General features: G+C 41.8%; 20 protein-coding genes and 2 tRNA genes. 12 read left to right on the top strand and 10 right to left on the bottom strand.

What is annotated here, in order from left to right; translation table 11 throughout:
- Positions 1 to 57: 57 nt before the first annotated feature.
- The 4 genes from ACU0NF_RS10250 (at position 58) to ahpC (ending at position 4064) form a co-directional block, all read left to right on the top strand.
- Positions 58 to 1143: a DUF475 domain-containing protein gene (locus tag ACU0NF_RS10250; protein ID WP_445661057.1), complete on the top strand. Its 1086-nt coding sequence runs from the start codon at positions 58 to 60 to the stop codon at positions 1141 to 1143.
- 148 nt (positions 1144 to 1291) lie between these two features.
- Positions 1292 to 2656: an MFS transporter gene (locus ACU0NF_RS10245; protein WP_445661056.1), complete on the top strand. Its 1365-nt coding sequence runs from the start codon at positions 1292 to 1294 to the stop codon at positions 2654 to 2656.
- Between the two features lie 51 nt (positions 2657 to 2707).
- A complete protein-coding gene (gene ssb / locus ACU0NF_RS10240) occupies positions 2708 to 3286 on the top strand; it encodes a single-stranded DNA-binding protein (protein WP_445661055.1) in 579 nt (192 codons plus the stop codon).
- 214 nt (positions 3287 to 3500) lie between these two features.
- Complete coding sequence (ahpC, locus tag ACU0NF_RS10235) at positions 3501 to 4064, top strand: alkyl hydroperoxide reductase subunit C (protein WP_445661054.1); 564 nt, start codon at positions 3501 to 3503, stop codon at positions 4062 to 4064.
- A gap of 73 nt (positions 4065 to 4137) precedes the next feature.
- Here ahpC and ACU0NF_RS10230 read toward each other — a convergent pair whose 3' ends face one another.
- Together ACU0NF_RS10230 and ycaC are read right to left on the bottom strand one after the other, a co-directional pair.
- Positions 4138 to 5061, bottom strand: a complete 924-nt coding sequence (locus ACU0NF_RS10230; RefSeq protein WP_445661053.1) for a LysR substrate-binding domain-containing protein — start codon at positions 5059 to 5061, stop codon at positions 4138 to 4140.
- A 120-nt stretch (positions 5062 to 5181) separates the two neighbouring features.
- Positions 5182 to 5808: an isochorismate family cysteine hydrolase YcaC gene (ycaC, locus tag ACU0NF_RS10225; protein WP_131384851.1), complete on the bottom strand. Its 627-nt coding sequence runs from the start codon at positions 5806 to 5808 to the stop codon at positions 5182 to 5184.
- Between the two features lie 288 nt (positions 5809 to 6096).
- Here ycaC and ACU0NF_RS10220 point away from each other — a divergent pair, with 288 nt between their 5' ends.
- From ACU0NF_RS10220 to ACU0NF_RS10210, 3 genes are all read left to right on the top strand, one after another.
- A complete protein-coding gene (locus ACU0NF_RS10220; RefSeq protein ID WP_445661052.1) occupies positions 6097 to 6969 on the top strand; it encodes a pirin family protein in 873 nt (290 codons plus the stop codon).
- A 427-nt stretch (positions 6970 to 7396) separates the two neighbouring features.
- Positions 7397 to 8695 (top strand): FAD-dependent oxidoreductase, encoded by a 1299-nt coding sequence (locus ACU0NF_RS10215; protein WP_445661051.1) that lies wholly within the window; start codon positions 7397 to 7399, stop codon positions 8693 to 8695.
- A gap of 3 nt (positions 8696 to 8698) precedes the next feature.
- Positions 8699 to 9535: an SAM-dependent methyltransferase gene (locus ACU0NF_RS10210; RefSeq protein ID WP_445661050.1), complete on the top strand. Its 837-nt coding sequence runs from the start codon at positions 8699 to 8701 to the stop codon at positions 9533 to 9535.
- A gap of 75 nt (positions 9536 to 9610) precedes the next feature.
- On the opposite strand, the gene ACU0NF_RS10205 is transcribed toward ACU0NF_RS10210, so the two are convergent.
- From ACU0NF_RS10205 to ACU0NF_RS10185, 5 genes are all read right to left on the bottom strand, one after another.
- Positions 9611 to 9686 (bottom strand) — tRNA-Thr (locus tag ACU0NF_RS10205).
- A 136-nt stretch (positions 9687 to 9822) separates the two neighbouring features.
- Positions 9823 to 10050, bottom strand: a complete 228-nt coding sequence (locus tag ACU0NF_RS10200) for a hypothetical protein (protein ID WP_131318928.1) — start codon at positions 10048 to 10050, stop codon at positions 9823 to 9825.
- A 270-nt stretch (positions 10051 to 10320) separates the two neighbouring features.
- Entirely contained in the window at positions 10321 to 11379 is a 1059-nt protein-coding gene (locus tag ACU0NF_RS10195) for a type II asparaginase (RefSeq protein WP_445661049.1), read from the bottom strand.
- Between the two features lie 379 nt (positions 11380 to 11758).
- Positions 11759 to 11869, bottom strand: a complete 111-nt coding sequence (locus ACU0NF_RS10190; protein ID WP_131267706.1) for a hypothetical protein — start codon at positions 11867 to 11869, stop codon at positions 11759 to 11761.
- Positions 11870 to 12171: 302 nt separating this feature from the next.
- Positions 12172 to 12261, bottom strand: a tRNA-Ser gene (locus ACU0NF_RS10185).
- 122 nt (positions 12262 to 12383) lie between these two features.
- On the opposite strand from ACU0NF_RS10185, the gene ACU0NF_RS10180 reads away from it, so the two are divergent.
- Positions 12384 to 14264, top strand: a complete 1881-nt coding sequence (locus tag ACU0NF_RS10180) for a potassium transporter Kup (RefSeq protein ID WP_131267695.1) — start codon at positions 12384 to 12386, stop codon at positions 14262 to 14264.
- A gap of 106 nt (positions 14265 to 14370) precedes the next feature.
- Here the strand turns inward: ACU0NF_RS10180 and ACU0NF_RS10175 are convergent, their stop codons facing one another.
- The gene (locus tag ACU0NF_RS10175; protein ID WP_445661048.1) at positions 14371 to 15228 is read right to left on the bottom strand and encodes a hypothetical protein; all 858 of its coding nucleotides are present in this window, start codon (positions 15226 to 15228) and stop codon (positions 14371 to 14373) included.
- Positions 15229 to 15493: 265 nt separating this feature from the next.
- Between ACU0NF_RS10175 and ACU0NF_RS10170 the strand changes: the two genes are divergently transcribed.
- Positions 15494 to 16615: a DNA/RNA non-specific endonuclease gene (locus tag ACU0NF_RS10170; protein WP_445661047.1), complete on the top strand. Its 1122-nt coding sequence runs from the start codon at positions 15494 to 15496 to the stop codon at positions 16613 to 16615.
- 69 nt (positions 16616 to 16684) lie between these two features.
- Positions 16685 to 16930, top strand: a complete 246-nt coding sequence (locus ACU0NF_RS10165; protein ID WP_131267692.1) for a hypothetical protein — start codon at positions 16685 to 16687, stop codon at positions 16928 to 16930.
- 356 nt (positions 16931 to 17286) lie between these two features.
- Here ACU0NF_RS10165 and ACU0NF_RS10160 read toward each other — a convergent pair whose 3' ends face one another.
- Entirely contained in the window at positions 17287 to 18288 is a 1002-nt protein-coding gene (locus tag ACU0NF_RS10160; protein WP_445661046.1) for an AraC family transcriptional regulator, read from the bottom strand.
- Positions 18289 to 18391: 103 nt separating this feature from the next.
- On the opposite strand from ACU0NF_RS10160, the gene ACU0NF_RS10155 reads away from it, so the two are divergent.
- A complete protein-coding gene (locus tag ACU0NF_RS10155) occupies positions 18392 to 19003 on the top strand; it encodes a hypothetical protein (protein ID WP_445661045.1) in 612 nt (203 codons plus the stop codon).
- Between the two features lie 379 nt (positions 19004 to 19382).
- Here the strand turns inward: ACU0NF_RS10155 and hisF are convergent, their stop codons facing one another.
- Entirely contained in the window at positions 19383 to 20141 is a 759-nt protein-coding gene (gene hisF / locus ACU0NF_RS10150; RefSeq protein WP_131267688.1) for an imidazole glycerol phosphate synthase subunit HisF, read from the bottom strand.
- Positions 20142 to 20254: 113 nt separating this feature from the next.
- On the opposite strand from hisF, the gene ACU0NF_RS10145 reads away from it, so the two are divergent.
- Positions 20255 to 21205 (top strand): homoserine kinase, encoded by a 951-nt coding sequence (locus ACU0NF_RS10145; RefSeq protein WP_131267687.1) that lies wholly within the window; start codon positions 20255 to 20257, stop codon positions 21203 to 21205.
- The last annotated feature ends 10 nt before the right edge of the window (positions 21206 to 21215 follow it).

Genomic DNA, 21215 nt, shown 5'->3' with positions numbered 1-21215 from the left:
TCTTTTTTAAGTTTTACCGAATTTACTCTTACATATTTGTTCATAGGTCGATCTATCATGATGAAACATTTTGGTTTCTCAATCATTTTTACGATCGTGTGTCTGGCTATATCTGCATATTGGGGCTTTACGCACGGCCCGGAAGCAGGTTTAAAGACCATGTTCACGGCGTTGACCATTACTGCGATTTTAGCAGTCATGGAAGTGTCGCTTTCTTTCGATAATGCGGTGGTCAATGCCTCGGTACTACGCGGTTGGGATCATTTCTGGAAAATGATCTTTTTAACTGTCGGTATTGTTATTGCGGTATTCGGCATGCGTCTGGTTTTCCCGATTGTGATTGTTGCAGTCACTGCGGACATGGGCATGCTTGAAGTCGTGCAAATGGCACTGAATGATCCAATTAGTTATTCAGAAAAACTGATGGCCCATCATGCTGAAATTGCAGCATTTGGTGGCTCGTTCCTATTACTGGTATTTCTGAATTTCTTCCTGGATAGCGAGAAAGATACGCACTGGTTTAGATGGCTTGAAGCACGTTTGTCTCATCTAGCCAACGTGCCGGCAATGTCAGTATTCCTTGCATTAATTGGCTTGCTGGTTATGGCGGCCAATGTCGATGAAGCATCACGTTTAGCCGTGACCATGGCAGGAATCTGGGGGATCGTCATTTACATTGGGGTTCAAGTACTGAGTCACTTGTTAGGCGGTGAACCTGAAATTGATGAACAGGGTAATGCTGTGGCACATGATGCCAGTGGTGCCTCTACAGGTGTGATTAAAGCCGGTTTTGGTGGTTTTATTTACCTTGAAGTGCTGGATGCATCGTTCAGTTTTGATGGTGTAATTGGGGCATTTGCGATTACATCTGATGTTGTGATCATTATGCTGGGTCTTGCCATTGGTGCCATGTTCGTGCGTTCAATGACGATTTACCTGGTCGAAAAAGGCACACTGGATGCCTATATTTACCTTGAACATGGTGCGCATTACGCGATTGGTGCTTTGGCATTCATTATGCTGGCGAGCGGTACTGGCCTGCATGTACCAGAAGTCGTGACGGGTTTGATTGGTGTGGCCTTTATTGTTTGGGCAGTCATTGCATCGATTCAATATAGCAAGCGTCAAGAACGGATCGGTTAATCCTTTTTTAAGAAAAACGGTTACAATAAGGGCGCATAAAAATGCGCCCTTTTTTATCGCGGCTGATCTTTGAATAACTCAACATCCATAACATGAATGTTGTAGGATAGCCCATCGAAATTAAACTCATAAAACCAAGCTTATTGATATGATGAATGCTTTAGAACGCCGTTCAACCTTTGCCTTAAGCAGTATTTTTGCGCTGCGTATGCTGGGCTTGTTCATGATTATTCCTGTGTTTTCCGTAGCAGGACAGTCATATCAAGGGGCAACACCTGCGCTGATTGGTTTGGCGGTTGGCGTATATGGTTTAACCCAGGCCATTTTACAGATTCCGTTTAGCTTGCTGGCTGACCGTTTTAGCCGTAAGCCTTTGGTGGTTTTAGGCTTATTGCTGTTTGCCCTGGGCGGTGCAATTGCCGCGATGTCTGAAACCATTTATGGCGTGATCATTGGTCGTGCGATTGCCGGTGGTGGTGCAGTTTCTGCTGTGGTGATGGCGCTATTAGCCGATGTCACCCGTGAAGAACAGCGCAGCAAAGCCATGGCTGTGATGGGGATGAGTATTGGGTTTTCCTTTATGCTCGCGTTTAGCCTTGGGCCTTGGCTCACCAGTTTAGTCGGTATTTCTGGACTATTTTGGGTGACCACCATTATGGGCTTGGCAGCAATTTCCATGTTGCTCCTGGTTCCCAAAGTGACCCGTCATCATAAAAATTATCAGCAAGGGTATCTTGCACAACTGAAACAAGTGCTGAAAATGGGCGATTTAAACCGCTTGCATGTTTCAGTGTTTGCGCTGCATTTGTTGTTGACTGCGATGTTTATTTATATGCCATCGCAACTGATTCAGTTTGCTGATATTCCATTGGCCAGTCATGGTTTGGTGTATTTGCCATTATTGATTATCAGCCTGTTTTTTGCTTTTCCAAGCATTATTTTGGCGGAAAAATATCGCAAAATGCGCGGCATTTTCCTGACTGCCATTGGCGGGATCATTCTGGGTTTACTGGTGCTGATTTTTGGCTATGAATCCAAATATATCTTATTGGCAGGTTTAGGATTCTTCTTTATTGCCTTTAACGTGATGGAAGCCTTGTTGCCTTCGTGGTTATCCAAGTCTGCGCCGATTCAGTCTAAAGCTACAGCCATGGGTGTAAATGCCAGCAGTCAGTTTTTAGGGGCATTTTTTGGTGGCATGATTGGTGGTCAATTATTGTTACTCAATAATACTGCCTTGGGTTGGAGTATCTTAACTGGGATCGCTATTGTTTGGTTATTGATCAGCTTTAGTCTGGCTCAGCCGCGTTATCTTTCGTCTTTGGTCTTGCGTTTACCCGAGGCAAAACAAACGGATGAGTGGACTTCTCAACTTTTGGCAATTCGTGGTATTGAAGAGGTTGTGGTGATGTCTGATCAGCAATTCGCTTATGTTAAAATTGATAAGCAGCTTATAAATGAAGCTGCGCGACAAGATTTAACGCAGTTGTTAGGTAAAGATGTAGCCATTTAAGCATAACTCTTATAAAGTAAAATATAGAAATAGATAGGAAGTGTACGTCTGATGCGTGGTGTTAATAAAGTAATTTTAGTCGGAACTTTAGGTAAAGATCCTGAAACCAAAACTTTCCCGAATGGTGGTTCTCTTACTCAGTTTTCAATTGCAACCAGTGATTCGTGGACTGATAAAACCACTGGTGAACGTAAAGAGCAAACTGAATGGCATCGTATTGTGTTGCATAACCGCTTAGGTGAAATTGCACAGCAATATCTGCGTAAGGGTTCTAAAGTTTATATCGAAGGTTCATTGCGTACGCGTCAGTGGACAGACCAAAGCGGTCAAGAACGCTACACCACAGAAATTCGTGGTGAACAGATGCAAATGCTAGATAGCAACCGTCAGCAAGGTGAACAAGCTGCGGGTGGTGACAACGCGGGTTATAACCAACCACGTTTCAACAACAACCAAGGCGGTGGTTATAACAACAATAATAACAATAACCAAGGCGGTAGTTTTAATAACAACCAGCAAGGTGGTTATGCAAACAATAATCCGTCTGCTTTCCAGCCGAAAGCACCGCAATCTGCACCTGCTGCGCCTGTCGCTGCACCTGCCGATTTAGATGATGACCTACCGTTCTAATTAGATTAAAACGGTAACTCGTCATCCAAAACCCTTTGTAACCGCAAAGGGTTTTTTATTGCCCAAAACAATCATTTTTAGAAAACTGATAGAATTAATTAATCTAAAAATTCGATAATTTTTATAAAAAAGTACGGTTTTACCTATTTTAGAAACTTTCGTATTCTAGCTTCACAAGATAAGCAATCCCAGAAACGAGCTAGAGGAATATCTCATGAGTTTAATTAATACTGAAGTAAAACCATTCAACGCAACCGCTTATAAAAATGGTGAATTCGTTGTAGTGTCTGAAAAAGACATGATCGGAAAATGGTCAGTGGTGTTTTTCTATCCTGCAGACTTCACTTTTGTTTGTCCAACAGAACTTGGTGATTTGGCCGATAACTATGCTGAATTCCAAAAAATGGGCGTTGAGATTTATTCAGTATCGACTGACACTCACTTTACCCATAAAGCTTGGCACGATTCTTCTGAAGAAATCAAAAAAATCCAGTATGCAATGATTGGCGATCCAACCTGGACTTTGGCGAAAAATTTTGAAGTACTCATTGAAGCTGAAGGCTTGGCAGACCGCGGTACATTTGTAATTGATCCTGAAGGTAAAATCCAGATTATTGAAATTAATGCTGGTGGTATTGGTCGTGATGCGCAAGAGCTTCTTCGTAAAGTAAAAGCGGCTCAGTATGTACACGCTCACCCAGGTGAAGTATGTCCTGCAAAATGGAAAGAAGGCGACGCAACACTTGCGCCTTCAATCGACTTGATTGGTAAAATCTAATCTCAAATTGAGATCATCTCCCACAGAATCCAGGACTTAGCTCCTGGATTTTTTATATGTCCCATCTATTAACTTAAAGGGCATAACCTAAATGATCTTTGGCTAAACCTCTTAAACCTTCGACCAGATAATCAATCAGTTTTTCCATTACCAGACGTTGCCCTTTACGTGAAGCATAGACCAGCTGCACAGTGCCTAAATTTGAGCACCATTCCGGTAAGACATGAATCAGTTGGCCTTGTTTAATGTCTTCTTCAACGGTGATATAAGGTAAATCGGCAATGCCTAAACCATCACGGACGGCATAGTAGACTCCGGCAAGATCATTACTTTTAATCCGCGGTTGCAACGGAATATCAATCACTTCATCATGCTCACGATTTTTTAAATGCCAATAATATTGTGATTTTTGAATGCCCAAAACCACACTTGGAAATCCATGTAATTCGGTGAAATGCTGGATTTCTCGTCCTTGTAGTAATTCTGGACTGGCCACCAAACAATGCGTGGTTTTAATCACATCACGGACAATCAGACTGGAGTCTTCATTGGCCTGAAAATTGGTGCGGATGGCTAAATCAATATCATCATGAATGAGATCTACACGGCGGCTGGTCAGTTCGAGTTCAATCTGTACTTTGGGATAATCTTTTAAAAACTGATTTAGTAAAGTGCGAATTTGAAAACGCATCATCACTGAAGGGCAGCTGATCTTGATTAAACCTTGAGGCTCACTTTTTTGTTTCAGTAAGATATTATTGGCACATTCCACCTGAGCAATGACTTTGCAACATTCCTGATAAAATTCCTGTCCCAGTGCAGTCACCTTAAAATGACGGGTAGAGCGTTGAATCAGGCTGACATTAAACTGACTTTCCAAGTCTAAAATGCGTCGGCTGAGTTTGGATTTGGTGATATTGCTGGCTTCACTTGCTGCACTAAATCCACCGTGTTTGACCACCAGGAAAAAGTAATAATAATCATCAAATGAATGCATACATCATGCTCAAAACAGAATTAGGGAATAGTGATTATTGTAGCTGAAAATCAACCAAATAATGGACATTGAGAACTGCAAAAAAGCGATCCGAAGACCGCTTATTTTAAAAGACTATTTTTATTTTTGAGCACTGTGCTGGTTATAGCTGTTGATCAGGTTGCGATAATCAGGAATGTGATTTGAGAACAATGCACCCAAACCTTCAACGTCGTTACGCCAGTCGCGGTGCAATTCACAGGCTGCACCAAACCAGGTCATTAACTGCGCACCGGCATTAGACATGCGGTCCCATGCCGAATCACGGGTTAAAGGGTTAAATGTGCCGGAAGCATCGGTAATCACAAACACTTCAAAGTCTTCTTCAAGTGCGGAAAGTGCAGGGAATGCCACACAGACTTCAGTGACTACACCAGCAATAATCAGTTGTTTTTTACCTGTGGCCTTGACGGCTTTTACGAATTCTTCGTTGTCCCAGGCATTAATTTGACCCGGACGGGCAATATAAGGTGCATCGGGGAACATTTCTTTCAGCTCGGGAACCAAAGGTCCATTTGGGCCGTTTTCAAAACTGGTGGTTAAAATGGTCGGAAGATTGAAATATTGAGCTGCTGCAGCAAGTGCTAAAACATTGTTTTTGAATTTATCGGGATCGATATCACGGACCAAGGAAAGTAATCCTGTTTGATGGTCGACCAATAAAACTGCTGCATTATCTTTGTCTAAACGAACGTAGGGTTTGCCCATTTTTTGTGCCTCATGAATTGTGTTGTGGAGAAGTAGAACTCTGTTTAGATGTTCTGGGTTGAATTGATATTAATGAGATAATGATTAGGGATAAACCCGATTATTTGAGATTCATCATATTGTTTATAGGATAATTTGGCTGGATTAAGCTAAGAATGAATCTTTGTAAAAATGCAAAGCCCATTTTTGTCCTAAAAATGAGATGGTGTGTATTGGTATTTAGCTATGTTGAGGTATTTAAAAAGACTAATATGTACGCATATTGTTTCCTAGAGATAGGAGTTTGAAATGAAAAAAATTATTGGCGTTTACCGTAACCAGAACATGCATTGGGTCGGAGATGGCTTTCCGGTTAAAAACCTGTTTTCCTATGACCGCTTAGGACAGGCGATTAGTCCATTTTTACTGTTGGATTATGCAGCACCGTACCATTTTAGCCCGACCACGCAGCAGCATGGCGTGGGTTCACATCCGCATCGTGGTTTTGAAACGGTGACGCTGGCTTATCAAGGCGGGGTGACTCACAAAGATTCAGCCGGAGGTGGCGGCCAGATTAAAACTGGCGATGTGCAATGGATGACGGCAGGTGCGGGTTTAGTGCATGAAGAATTTGCCAACAAGGGTGGCCTGTTTGAAATGGTGCAGCTTTGGGTCAACTTGCCTGCGGCAGACAAAATGACAGCACCTAAATATCAGGCCATTGAAGCACAAGATATTCCTGTGATTGAACTTGAACAGGGTGCAGGACATATTCGCGTGATTGCAGGACGCTATATAGCGGATGATGCAGAGCATAGCGGTCCTGCTTCTACTTATAGTCCTGTGAACGTTTGGGATGGTGAGCTGAAAGCAGAACATCTGCATCACATTCATGTGCCTGTTGATCACAATGTGCTGGTGGTCTTGCTCTCTGGTGAAATGCAGCTGAACGGAACCCAGCATGTTCAAGACAGTTCCATTGTCATGTTTGCTCAAGACGGTGAAGCCGATATTCAACTGCAGGCGGTTAAAGACAGTAAATTTCTGGTGCTTACTGGCCAGCCTTTGAACGAGCCAATTCAAGGCTATGGTCCCTTTGTGATGAATACCAAGGATGAAATCGTTCAAGCCTTTAATGACTTTAATAGTGGCAAGTTTGGTGAGATCCCGGTGGCCCGTTAATTTTAGCCATGGATTGATTATCCAGAAAATAAAGAAGCCCCTAAATGTTTAGGGGCTTTTTGCGAAATGAATTTTGTTGTTTTTACAGCATTTGCATAGTTATGGGGGTTAAAAGTGAATCTGAAAGTCAAATTATTATGTGATGTATCATAACGAAAATTTATGATTTTGTAAACCGATCGTTATAATAATGGTTAATATATCTATCCTTTTTTAAAGGTTTTTTTATATTTATTTTGAAAAATTATAATAATTTCACACGTTTATTTAAGTTTTTTAAGCTGTGAATAAATGTAAAAAATCTTTCTAATCTCTGTCATGATGAGTTTTGTTAAAAAAACATATTCTGGAATATTTTAATACCACCTTTTAATCTCGCTTGGTTCATAATTTCAAGAATCTTATGTGTAACTGACGGATAATAATTTTGGATATTGCAGTTATTGGTAGTGGCATGGCTGGGCTAGCTACCGCCAGAATTCTTAAAGATGCAGGGCATAGCATAACTATTTTTGAAGCATTGCCTGGACGTGGTATGGACAGCCATAGCATTGAATTTGAAGGCGGCTTAATTGATGCACCCTTGCGTGTCATGAATCCGCATTTGTGGAAAAATACCCTCAGTTTGGCGACCTATCTGGATATACCCACTTTCCCCGTGCGTACCTATATGGCATGCAGCTGGCTGTTTGAAGATCGTACTGAAACCTGGCTAACCACCACCCGTAGCCGGATTGGTAATTTCCCGATTATCAATAACCGTAAAGGGCTGCAACAATACGGTTGGCGCCTGGTTAAAGGCATGCTGCAACTAAAAGCGGCCATCGCTCGATTCTTTAAATCAAAGAACCAAGAGATTACCCTGGCCGAATTTATCAATAATAATGATATCGAAGAAGTATTCTGGCATGGCGCGGTGATGCCGGTGCTGTATACCATTTGTACCTGTAACCCAAAAACCATTGGCGACTGGCCTGCAAAACCTTTATTGACATTCTTGCGTCAATTGACCGATGGCGATGCTTTACTGCGTCTTCAAGGTGGTACGCCGGCATTGGTCGACAAGCTGATTAAAGGCATTGAAATTCATAATGGTACTGCCATTACCCAAGTCAAAGAACAGGAAAATGGGGTTCTGGTTGAAAATGCACTAGGTGAGCAGCGCGTTTTTGATCGTGTCATTGTGGCAACACCGACCAATAAAATTGAAACCTTTTTAAATAATGAACAGTTTGCAGATGATATTGCGCTGTTAAAGCAGTTCAGATTTGAACAGGGTCAATTGGTGATTCACACCGATCAAACCGTGATGCCACCCAAGCGTAAAGACTGGGCGGTGCTCAGTTATATGATGGACCGTAAATTTACCCGCCAACAGTTCACCGTATGGCTGAATTCAGTTGAGCCAAGTCTGGTCGGCAAAACACCCGTATTCCAAACCTGGCAACCGGTGACTGAAATTGATCCTAAAAAAATCATTTCCAGCGTTACCTTAACCCGTGCGGTGGTGGACTCTCAAACCGTGGCTTTAAATAAAGAATTCCAGCAGCGTCATAAAGACCTCAACCGTAAAGTGTTCTACTGCGGTTCCTGGTCTTGCGATGGCTTGCCGGTACTCGAATCTGCAGTAACTTCAGCGATGCATATTGCAGAAATTTTGGGTGCACCATTGCCGTTTGTGGGATTAAAACCTAAAGTTGAGGTTGCCCCACAACTCGGCTACTAATCCATGAAATGGCTTCAAGCGATTCAACAGCAATTTTCACAACATAAGTATGCGATTAACGCAAAACAGTTAGGGGATGATGCTGAACTCGCTTGGACTAATCTGGGTTATTGGGATGATACAACGTCATCCTATCCCGAGGCTTGTCGTCAATTGGCAGATCAGTTGGCGCAAGCAGTCCATTTAACTTCAAATGACAGATTGCTGGATTTGGGCTGTGGGCAAGGTGCAAGTCTGCTCCATTGGCAGAAGCATTATCATGTTCAACACATTGAAGCTGTGGAAATGCAGTCCAGTTGTGTGATTCAAATTCAAAAACATTTTCCGCAAATTTCTGCAATTCATCAGCAATCCTTTTTAAATTTAAAACACATTCCTTTCAAGCAGCACTTTGATGTGGTGCTGTGTATTGACGCTGCCTATCACTCCAATTTGAATTCATTTCTCGATTCAGTAAATTCAGTTTTAAATTCAAAGGGTAGACTGGGTTTTCATTATTTAATCTGGTCTGAGAAATGGCTGAATTTAAATTCATTGCACAAGCAAAAGTATGAGTGGTTGTTAAAAGCGGCGGATGTGAATTTAAATCATTTAATGACAGAATCAGTGCTGCAGCATACCTTGCAGAGTTATGATTTTACGGAGATTGAAATCCGTGATTTATCTAAAGGCGTTTTGCAGGGTTTTGCAAATTATTTTCATACATTGCAGCAATTGCCGCAACAAAGTATAGGCTTGGATGGATTTAAAATTCACATGACAGCAAAGTTATGCGCCAAGCTTTATGCAGATGGCTGGGTCAAGTATGTGCAAATCAGCGCGAAAAATAATCAGCACTGACATTTTAAATATTCTTTGAAAAGCCAAAACCCAGAAACAACAAAGCCTCACTAAAAAGCGAGGCTAAGTATAAAATGGTGCCGGCACACGGATTCGAACTGTGGACCTACTGATTACAAGTCAGTTGCTCTACCAACTGAGCTATGCCGGCAACGTGGGATGAATGATAGCGAATTTCGCTGAAAACGCAAGCCAAAAAATGAACGATTGATTTTCCTGCTTTAAGATAAAAAACTTACCCACGGCAAAGGTGGGCAAGTCAAAAAGAATTTAAAAGATAACAATGCTTATTTGGGCCTCAGGATCTGGGCTAAGTCTTGTGCGCATTCTTCCAAGGTTAAAGCCATGTCAATTTGCATTTGTGGCTTCAGTTCATCTGCAAGCTTTCTCCACTGTTCTATTAAACGTAATGCTTTTTGAATTTTATGTTTATTCATGTCTTTGGCAAGGGTTGGGGTATAACCACCACGTTTCGCATTCTTGATCTGTTTTACATAGTTATTGCTGGTATTCATGCTTACTCCCGAATAGCAGTTTTTGATCTGCTGAATGGACTTTTATGCCTTGAACTAAAGTTCTGTAAGATGATTATTATCAGCGGAATATTGCAGCTTGATGATCATTTTTTTGAGTTTTTATATTCTCTTGTAATGAGGTGAATAAATGTGCAAATTTTTTTAAAAAATGGAAGTCGTTGTTTTAAAATTTTAGATCAACAGATGAAGACTTTTAACCTCAGGAATGAAGAAAGCATCCCTAAATACTTTCTTCAATTGGCTTAAATATTAGTATTCCCAAAACATGCGCTGAATTTCTTTTGCATCTCGGGTTTTGGTCAGGGCAAGGGCTGCCAGTAATTTCGCTTTCTGTGGATTTAAGTCATGCGCCACCACCCAGTTATATTGATCATCAGGCTGTTCTGCATTTCTAAGTACAAAGCCTTGTGGCACACGTGATGAACGAATAATTTGCACGCCCTGTTTTTGTAGCTCGTTTAAAGTCGGCACAATATTTTTTGCAACAGATCCATTGCCTGTTCCTGCATGAATAATGGCTTTTGCTCCGGCTTTTGCATAAGCTTTATAGGCATCAGGAATCATATTGCCAGAACCATATACAATTTGAACTAGAGGCAGCGCATCCCCCTGAATATTTTCAATATTGAATTCCGATGCATTATTGAAACGTTTCGCGACATTTCTAAACCAATAAGTTTTACCTTCGACCAGTGTCCCCAAGGCACCCCACTGGCTAGCAAAGCCATTGGTGTGAATGTTAATGGTTTTGGTCACATCTCGTGCTGCAAAAATATCATCATTCATGAGCACAAAAACGCCTTTGGCTTTTGCATTATCGGCAGCAGCCAGGGCAACAGCACTATATAAATTTAAAGGGCCATCCGCAGATAATGCAGAAGGTGGGCGCATAGAACCCACGACCACAATCGGTTTATCGGTATGAACGGTCAGGCTTAAAAAATAAGCGGTTTCTTCAAGAGTATCGGTACCATGGGTGATCACAACGCCATTTACATCTGGCTTTTTCACCAATTCATTGACTTTACGTGCAATGGTTAAAAGTTCTTTGTCTGTAATGCTTTCTGACGCAACCTGAAGTGCCTGTACACCGGTAACATTTGCGAGGTTCTGAATTTGAGGCACCGCTTTGAGCAAGTCATCAACAGGCACTTTGGCTGCGGTATAGGTTGCACTATTTGTGGAACTGGCACCTGCACCTGCAATCGTGCCACCTGTGGCAACCACCACGACATTATTCTTAGCAAAAGTTGAAAGGGGAAGTAATAAGCCGAGGCTTAAAGAAAGTACTGTAAGTGTTTTTTTCATCATTTTTCCTTATAAAGGTTCTGTACAATCCAAGCATTTTTTGTACCACTTATAACCTAATATAAATAAACCAGCTTTGCCTATACCAAATTTAAAATATGGATTTCATCATCAGAAATATCAGAAGCCATGATTTTTATATTTGCTGGAATGAACTGGGGTAAAAATGCGCAATGAATTATTTTTCTGTTTGATAAATCCATGATCTGGATGAGATGAAAATAAATTTTTGGAAGAAGTTCTGATACAGAATGATCGAAGGGAAGATAGCAACCCGACTAAACTTCCCCTTTAATTTTAACCTAGCGGCAACTCCCCCATAAAATATTTGCTCTATTTGGCTTTAGGATATTTTAAAAGGGACAGCGCAATGACGCTTTTATAAAAAATATTCCCAAATGATATAGCCCAAACCGAATCCAATGAATGAATAAAGTGTGATGATAAAGAATACAAAGCTCGCTTTATTTTTCTTTGTTAAAAAACTCATATGAATCCTCAATATTGGGCCTAAGTTAGATCATATTATCCCATTTGTTTAGGAAAAGTGGTCTGCTTTACTGCTTTTAAATATCTGAATTGGTATTAATCATTCTATTTTTAATAAGTTAGAATTTTTTTCGTGCATCATCGCTAAAAATTTCTAAAAGATGTAAAAAATATGCAATTGATGCTGAATAAAACAATCTACCGTCAAATATCCCGGCAACTTTGGCGGGATATTATTCATCATCCTATGCTACAGGCGTAAAAAAAGACCTAAATCGTTCGATTTAAGCCTTTTTTAAATTCTGGCGGTGAGAGAGGGATTCGAACCCTCGATACGCGCAAACGTATACACACTTTCCAGGCGTGCTCCTTAAGCCACTCGGACACCTCACCATTGCGCCGCGATGATAACCAAAAAAAGCACCTCTGCCAAGTTGAAACAATTGATTTAAAGCAAAAGTTTTATCTCGGTGATATGATGGCGAAAAAATAGTGTCGAAAAACGAAGACAAAATATGCAAAGTACTGCAAAGAAAGCCGCCTTGCCTGTGATTACCCTCGCAGCGCTAGGGGTTGTATTCGGAGACATTGGTACCAGTCCACTGTACGCCCTTCGGCAATGTTTCCTCACCGCCCATCTTGCTATTAGTGAAGCATCTGTGCTTGGAATTTTGTCGCTGATTTTTTGGTGCATGATGCTGACCATCAGTTTCAAATACGTCACCATCATTATGCGTGCGGACAATAATGGTGAAGGCGGGATTATGTCGTTATTGGCATTGAACCTGAGAACCTCACGCATTGCCGAGAACAAAAAGATTTATCTGATTGCTTTAGGATTTATTGGTGCATCGCTGTTCTTTGGTGACGGCATCATTACCCCGGCCATTTCTATCTTGTCCGCGATTGAAGGCTTAAGTATCGCGACACCCATGTTTAACCAGTGGCTAATGCCTTTGGCGATTGGTATTTTGGCGGGATTATTTCTGGTACAACGGCATGGCACGGCGACCATGGGGAAATTCTTTGGACCATTAACCATGGTTTGGTTTTTATCCATTGGTGCACTGGGCGTGTGGAGTATCATTCAAACCCCATTTGTATTGACCATGGTCAGTCCGCATTGGGCTTTTAACTTCGTTGTCCATCAACCCTATGTGGCTTTCCTGACCATGGGTGCGGTCATTCTGACCATGACCGGTGGTGAAGCGCTGTATGCCGATATGGGACATTTTGGTCGCTTACCGATCCGCCTGGCCTGGTTTATTATTGTTTTACCTTGTCTGCTGTTTAACTATGCAGGACAGGGGGCATTGTTGCTGCGTAACCCAGACGCGATTGCCAATCCATTCTATATGCTGGTTCCTGATTGGGCTTTATTTCCCATGATTGGTCTGGCAACGGCAGCCGCCGTCATTGCATCACAAGCGGTGATTACGGGCGTGTTCTCAATGACCAATCAGGCGATTCAACTGCGCTATTTGCCACGCTTAACCGTGCATCACACTTCGGATGTTGAACAGGGTCAAATCTATTTGCCGTTCATTAACTGGGTGTTGTTCATTTCGGTGGTGATCCTGATTTTATTGTTTGAAAATAGTGCCAACCTCGCCAGTGCTTATGGGGTTGCCGTCACCATGACCATGCTGTGCGGTACGATTTTAATTTCGTTTCTGGCCTATGGTTTCTGGCGCTGGCCGGTGTGGAAAGTGCTGTTATTTGCCGTGCCATTTTTAATGATTGATTCGGTCTTTGTTGCATCCACCTCATTAAAAATTATTTCCGGTGGATGGGTGCCAATCTTGATTGGTGCAGTGGTCTATACCCTTTTGATGACCTGGAAAGCTGGACGGGAAATTGTGCTGGAACGTTTGGAAAGAGATGCCTTGCCCATCGACCTGTTCATCAAAAGTATCGGCATGAGTGCGGAAACCCAGTTTGTACCCGGGGTCGCGGTCTTCCTGACAGGTACGCCAAATATCGTGCCGCATGCCATGTTGCACAATATTAAGCACAACAAGGTACTGCATGAGCTGAATATAATGGTGACGGTAATGACCCGTGATATTCCTTATGTGGAAGAAGAAGAGCGGACCAAAGTCGAAAAACTGAATGACCGTTTCTATCGTATTTCAGTGTATTACGGTTTTAAAGATATGCCCAATATTCCAGAGGCTCTGCAACAGGCTTATCGAAAATTAGGTTTTGACTTCGACATGATGCAAATGAGCTTCTTTATTTCGCGTGATCGGCTGGTGCATACGCTGGGAGAAGGCTTGTCCCCATGGCGTGAAAAACTGTTTATTTCCATGCAGCGCAATACCAGTCCGGTGAGTGATTTTTATCAAATTCCGCCTAACCGGGTGGTTGAGCTGGGCAGTCAAATCGAAATCTAATGTTTTAAGAAATTTAGTGGGTTAAACAGCAGACCATAAAAAAAACCAAGGTGGAAAATCCTTGGTTTTTTTTATCTGGAGGATGAAAGCCCTGAAAAGAGAGTGATTAGTTCTCTGTTTGTTCTGCAGCAGGAGCCTCTGGAGAAGCATTCAACGGTGCATCGCTAAGATCAGCTTCCGGTGCTGCCTGTATAGCATCACTCGGTTGTGCGGCTTCAGGTGTGGCGGCAAATGCTTCATTGGTTTCAGCAGTATTCACAGGTGCAGCAGCAGACTCATTGCTTACATCTGTTTGCGACATATCTACAGCATTCACGTCTGCAGCAATGACTGGTGCATCAGCAGGAGATGAAGTCATTGGGGCAGCAGCCACATTTTCACTGGCATCATTCACTGGCGCTTGTGCAGCCGCAGCTTCTTGATCCATCACTTGTTCAGTTTGTTGTGCAGCTAATTCAGCATTAGGTTGCATTGGATCTACATTTTCAGATGCAACTTGAGCAGTTTGCTCGAGAGCAGGATTGTTAGCTTGCTCTGGTGATGCTTCAACTTGTGCTGTTGTATTCATGTCTGCCGCTTGTGGCGCAGTTTCATCTACAGCTGCAGTGGTTTGAACTTCTGTCTCGGATGTTGCTTGAGCGGCTTCAGCTGTTTGTGCTGTTGTATTTAGATCTGCAGCTTGTGGTGCATTTGCATCTGTCGCTGAATTGCTTTGTACTTGTTCTGTCTCAGACCCAGCTTGAGCTTGATTAGGGTCAGTAGCGATCTGGCTTGGATCGACAAGACGAATTTGACCGCTTGCCACTAAATCTTGAATTGAAACTGCTTGACCATTCACGGTAGTCGTCACTTTAACTTTAGATAAGCTTTCTAAAGAATCGCCAGGTTGAATTGCCGGTTCTGCGAATGCAGTTGCACTCATGAGTCCTGTAACGAGACTTAAACCTAAAAGCTTCGAATGCATAAAATACTCCGTAGAAATAATAATTCCGAATCTTGCGTGATCTTTCGTGTTTTTTACCTTGTCATAATTAGGATCGGGTTTTCAATCAAACATACGTAAAGCCATTAAGAGTCTTTATAAAAGCCTTAGAAAATGAGACATACTGTTACAACGACTGTGCTTTTGTTGAGCAGGTTTTGCTTAAATGTTAAGCAAACAACTTTCGCTACATATACTTCATTTTCTCTGCTTGATAAGCTCGTGGAAAATGGGTGTTTATCTAGAAATGGCAATTAAGAAACGTAAAACCAGTAAATCTTGGGTTCAACTTTTAAATCAAAATAGCCTAAAAATTATTTTGGGTTTAGTCGCGACCAGTAGTTTTGCGATTGCATTTGGACAAGAAAAAATCCAGCAATTGGTTTCATTGCCATCTTCTTCAAATTCGGCATGTTTAGATCAATTTTATCGTGATATTCCACCTTATCTAGCAAAAGAAAGTCTCAATAAAAACACCTATCCGCTGTGCTTTAATGGTTTCAATGTGATGTATTCAGGTGTCTCGAAAACACCTTTGTGGGTGGCAGAAGCCCTGACTCCACAACGTTTAAGCCAAAAAATTCCGCGTGAAGATAGTTTTCATGAAGAAACCAAAGTTAAAGTAGAGCATCGTGCGACATTGCCGGACTATAAAGCCTCAGGCTATGACCGTGGACATATGGCGCCAAATGCAGATATGCCCACCAAAGCTGCACAAAATGACAGTTTCTCTTTAGCCAATATGGTGCCGCAAGCGCCAAAAAATAATCAGCAGGTTTGGCGTGAGTTAGAAGAAGCCACACGTGCGATTGTGACCAAGCAGAAGCAAGATGTGTATGTGGTCACCGGACCCGTATTTTCTGCAAAAAAACTCAAAACGATTGGTCAGGGTGTAATTGTTCCAACAGCGACCTACAAAGCCATCTATATGCCTAAAACAGGGGCGGCAGGGGTGTACTATGCTGACAATACCCTGAAAAGTACCGCACCCAAAGTGCAGGTCATTAGCATATGTGCGCTGGAAGATCTGACTGGGATTAATATTTTCCCTCAGTTAACAGAAGACCAAAAGCGCAATACTTACAATTTGCCATTAAGGGCAAGTGCGGTCAAAGCAACTCAGAAAATTGCCTATTCACATTGGGATGCAGAAAGCCAGTGTGCCGAAGAAGTCAGTGCAGATGCGCTTAGCGCTTTGCAAAAAGAGTTTAAATCTTCCTCTGTAAGTTCGACATCTTCAGCCGCTACCACTGCACCATCGGCTGGGAACAAGAATGCGGCATCAACAATTGATCCAAATACCCAAGATGCGATTGTTAAACAATTGATTGAAGGGCTTTTACAGTACATTTTACAGTTGTTGAAATAAGCCTTTTTTAGGTAGGATGAGGGAAATCATCCTACTTTTTAAACAACAATAAAGACAAGTGAGAAAACAATGTTTAAGCCTTTTGAAAATGGTACCGAATCGCATGCCATTCACGACTTAACCTTAGAAAACCAAGAAGACTGTGTCAGTATTTATGGTAATTTACAGCTGACCAAAGACCAGGCTGGCTTGCAGGCGGCTAAAGCTTTACAGGCTTTTTTAAATGAAGTCGTCAGTGCTTTAGAGAATGAGCCCAATTTACCTGAAAAAATTGATCGTCAAGATGAACAGGAAATTGAAAATCCGTTCTTATAAGCCGCCCCATGTTCCACATGGAACATAAAAAAAGCTCACCGATGTGAGCTTTTTTTAGCGCTAGAATTTTTAGTCTTTTCAGAGGCAACCACTTTATAAATGAGTGCATCCAGAACGGCACCAAAAATAGGTCAACCCCAGAATAACCAAAACTAACTTAGCGCCGCAGTTTGCGCAAACAAGGAAACACCGCTACTTCGCTACGGATTCAGCGAGATATTTATGCATTTTATTCTCCAGATTTTTTATTAATTTTTTAATCATTCCAGATGACATTTTATATTGATCGAGAAATTGAACTTCCTCAATCACAACAGGATAACTAGACCTGACACTTGAATGACTGGAATTCAGTTTTAGCAATATGATTGTTGTCGCCATTGTTGCGGGGTAAAGCCACTCCATTGTTTAAAGGCACGCTGGAAGGCACTTTGTTCAGAATAGCTCAGCAATAAAGCAATTTCTTGCAGGCTCAAATGCGGATCTTTTAAATATTGTTCTGCCAACAGATGTCGAACTTCTTGCATGCGCTGTTGATAGGTTGTGCCTTGTTGTTGTAAATGGCGCTGTAGCTGGCGTACCGACATGTTTAATTGCTTGGCAATCGGCTCGATCTGATACAGGTTTTTCTGTAGGCCGGTTAAGATTGCCTGTTGTAGACGTTGATCCAATTGGGTGGAATTGGGCAGCTTATCCAACAGTGCTTGAGCTTGCTGCATCAGCAAATGCTGTAAGGTTTGATCACCTTGGTGAAAAGGTTTGGCAAGCTCATAAACAGGGATAATAATTTGGGAGACCGGCTGTGAAAAGCGAACTTTGCAACGGAAATATTGCTCATAGATCGCGATGTTTTTCGGTGCCGGATGAATAAAATGAACTTCATGTATGTGAATATCATCCAAGGCCATGAAGCATTTCAAGAATTGTAACATCAAGGCAATAGAAAGTTCGTGAGTGACCTGGGTGGTGAGATGATAGGGAATATCTCCCCACCCAATGGCTAAATAATCATCCAGCATATTGACCTGCAGGGGACTGCCATCATAAATTAAGCGATGAAAATCATGATAACGTTGTAAAGCTTCCCCTAAGGTATTACAGGACAGTGCAATATAAGCAATGATGCCGAGATGTTTGGGTTGTACAAATTCAGCAACCTCAAGTCCAAAGGCAGGAATTTGACAATGCTGCTGCATCTCCGTCAATAATTCACGCCAAAGACAGAAGTCAACGCGTTCCAGGTTTTGGATCTGTTTCAGTTTTCCAGAAATAGCTAAACCTTTAGCTTGGCTATAGGCATAAAGCAAATGTCCAAGTCCACCGTAAACGGAGCCCGTGTAATCTTTAAATTGCTGCATATTGATCTTTTTATTATCGTAATTTATCAATGAAATTTTATGTTATGTTCAATATTTAGCACAGTTCATTGTCTATATTCAATACAATTGACGGGGAAGTGATATGTGGAAGGGATTTTTGGTTGGACTGGTTGTGGCCAATGGCTTTGAATGGATTGCCCATAAATATATTTTGCATGGTACACATCGAAGTGGAAAGCCGCGTTATAGCCCTGTACCTGACAGCATGAAATCGCATTGGGAACACCACCGTGAAGTGCGAAAAACCGATTTTTATGATCATGGCTATGTCGAAGGCATTTCCAATTGGCGCACTAAAAATGAAATCATTTCTCTGGCTGTGGTAGCCACCAGCACCAGTTTAATGTTTTATCCTGTCTCGAAAGGTATGGCAGCAGCTGCAGTTTATAGTGCCTGTAATTATTACTATATTCATCGCCGTGCCCACCTAGAGCCAGACTGGGCAATGAAAAAAATTCCTTGGCATTATGATCATCATATGAACTCAAATCAGGATGCCAACTGGTGTGTCACCAAACCCTGGTTTGATTATGTGCTCGGAACCCGGGTGATTTCATCAAAAGATTTACAAGAACAGAATCCACTGGGTATGGTATTACCTGCACCTGTTTCAAATATATTGAATGTTGTGGCAACGACTTGCTTTCCTGCAAAATGGGTAGAAAAAGTGCCTCGATTATCGAGTGAGAGATAAATAATTTAGCGTTTATGGCTTTAAACTTTCATGAGTTTGAGCTAATTTTTTGATTTTAAATGGACTATAGATCGTCACTTTTTAAGTCATGTCGTAAATTGTCAATGTTTTTGGCATTGATGGTCAATATTCCAATGCTTTTTTAACCTATATTTGCCGCATGTTTAAGTTGTAACAAAATCTGACTTAAGCAGTGGATATATCTTTTGTTGTACTTACAAGAAACCACGCGCTGTAGTTTTCTTGGTTTATAGGGAGTCTCTAAGACTCCCTTTTTTTATCTCAAATTTTTATTCATGGCCTGATCAAAATAAAAAAAGAGTGTTTTAACAACACTCTTTTTATAACAACGTGCTAAATATAACAACGCATTAAGGTTTTAGAGACGCATTTCAATGCCTTGTGCAGCTAGATACTGTTTTGCTTCAGGAATGGTATGTTGACCAAAATGGAAAATAGAGGCGGCCAAGACAGCATCTGCCCCGCCTTGTAAAATACCATCCGCTAAATGTTGTAAACAGCCAACACCACCGGAAGCAATGGTCGGAATGTTCACGCGATTATTGATTTGACGCATTAATTTGAGGTCATAACCGGATTTGGTGCCATCAGCATCCATAGAGGTAATCAGCAGTTCGCCAGCACCGTATTCGGCCATTTTTACTGACCATTCAATGGCATCAATACCTGTCGGTTTACGGCCGCCGTGGGTGAAGATTTCCCATTTATTGTCAGCAGTTTTTTTCGCATCAATGGCAACAACAATACATTGTGCGCCAAAGCGTTGTGATGCTTCCTGTACAAATTCAGGATTAAATACCGCAGCCGAGTTAATGCTGACTTTATCTGCACCGGCATTGAGTAATGAGCGGATATCTTCAACTTTACGTACACCGCCGCCCACGGTTAATGGAACGAATACACTTTCTGCCATACGTTCCACAGTACGGTATGTGGTGTCACGGCCACTTGAGGTTGCAGTAATGTCCAGGAAGGTAATTTCATCGGCACCTTGTTCGTTATAGCGACGTGCAACTTCAACCGGGTCGCCTGCATCACGGATATCAAGGAATTGCACACCTTTCACCACTCGACCATTATCTACGTCAAGGCAAGGAATAATACGTTTAGCAAGCATAATTTTTTCCAAAAATAACAGCCGATTATGAAACTTCGCCACGAAGGTGCTACACCTTGGTAGTTGGAGCAGGTATTCTATCAAAATTATGTAAGTTTTTTTGCAGGTTTTCTATGTCGGTTTATACCCCTTTGACTTTACAGGAAGTTCAGGCTTTTGCAGCACCTTATGGATTAGAGGTGGTTGACCTGATTCCGATTCAAGGAGGTATTCAGAATACCAACTATTTTTTAGTCTGTGAAAATGCTACTCAGTATGTACTGACTATATTTGAAGAGATGGATGAGCAGGGTGCAGGAGAACTGGTTCCGGTACTCGAGCATTTAGGTAAATCTGGCTTGGCGGTGCCAGTGCCCTTAAATTATGAGGGTAAAGCGATTCATAGCTTAAAAAACAAGCCTGCTCAAATTGCGCCACGCATGCTGGGTAAACACCCGATGCCATCAACTGTGGAACAGGCACAAGCCATTGCCGTTGCGCAGGCAAAAATGCATATTGCATTGCAAGATTTTCCATTGGAACGTGCAGAATATCGTAATCATGACTATTGGTTACAAGTCGCTAAAGAATTAAAACCGACTTTAAATCCTGCGGATGCTATTTTACTGAGTGAAGTGCTCGGGCTTTATGAGGCCTTAACTGCGGTCTATCCTAACCGTCCGAAGGGCTTTATTCATTCAGACTTATTTCGTGACAATACCTTGTTTGAAGGTAACCAATTAAAAGGTATTCTAGATTTTTACGAACTGAATAAAGATGAATTTCTGTTTGATATCGCCATTACTTTAAATGACTTTTGTACCGAATATCCAGAGGTGCATTTAAATGAAGTGAAGGCGCAGGCGTTCTTAGAAGCCTATGAAACGGTACGCCCATTAACCACTGATGAAAAAGCCTGTTTAGAGATTTATCTGGCTATGGCAGCGGCTCGTTTTTGGCTGATGCGTTTGCAAGTGGCACAAAAAAATGCACAGCAGGGGCGTACTGGAGAGGATATTTTGCAGAAAAACCCGCAAGAGATGCGTAATATGCTGATAGAAAGACTAAAATTTGTCACTGCTTAAAAATAGGAAA

It is taken from the genome of Acinetobacter sp. F16 (genome assembly GCF_052712855.1).
The sequence above is the reverse complement of the archived record's forward strand: the minus strand, read 5'-3'. Positions and strand labels throughout refer to the sequence as shown.